The 464-nt window shown below is 68.1% G+C and carries 1 protein-coding gene; it reads right to left on the reverse strand.

Features of this window, described 5'->3' with window-relative positions:
• Positions 1–464: methyl-accepting chemotaxis protein (locus U4Y91_RS36625; protein WP_321809133.1), on the reverse strand; the 464-nt coding region annotated here is incomplete at both ends.

The following is a 464-nucleotide window of genomic DNA, read 5'->3' on the forward strand; positions in this document are numbered from 1 at the left end:
TTGACCATCTGGAAGCGCGGCGCGAGCGTCTGCACCTCGGCGATGATCTGCGACAGCTGCCCGCCGACCTGCTGCACGTCGAGCATGCCGCGGCGCACTTCCTCGGAGAACTTGTCCATCCCCATCACGCCCGCCGACACGGCCGACTGGATCTCCTTCACGGTCTGCTCGATGTCGTAGGTCGCGACGGCCGTCTGGTCGGCGAGGCGGCGGATCTCGGTCGCGACGACCGCGAAGCCGCGGCCGTACTCGCCGGCCTTCTCGGCCTCGATCGCCGCGTTCAGCGACAGCAGGTTGGTCTGGTCGGCCACCTTGGTGATCGTCGCGACGACCTGGTTGATGTTCAGCGCCTTCTCGTTGAGGATCGCGAGCTTCGCGTTCACCGAACCGGCCGCGTCCATCACGCTGCGCATGGTCTCGCCCATCCGCGTGAGGCCGCTCTGGCTCACGCCCGCGAGCGTCGC

The sequence above is a fragment of the Burkholderia sp. BCC1993 genome (genome assembly GCF_905339865.1).
Taxonomy (GTDB): Bacteria; Pseudomonadota; Gammaproteobacteria; order Burkholderiales; family Burkholderiaceae; genus Burkholderia.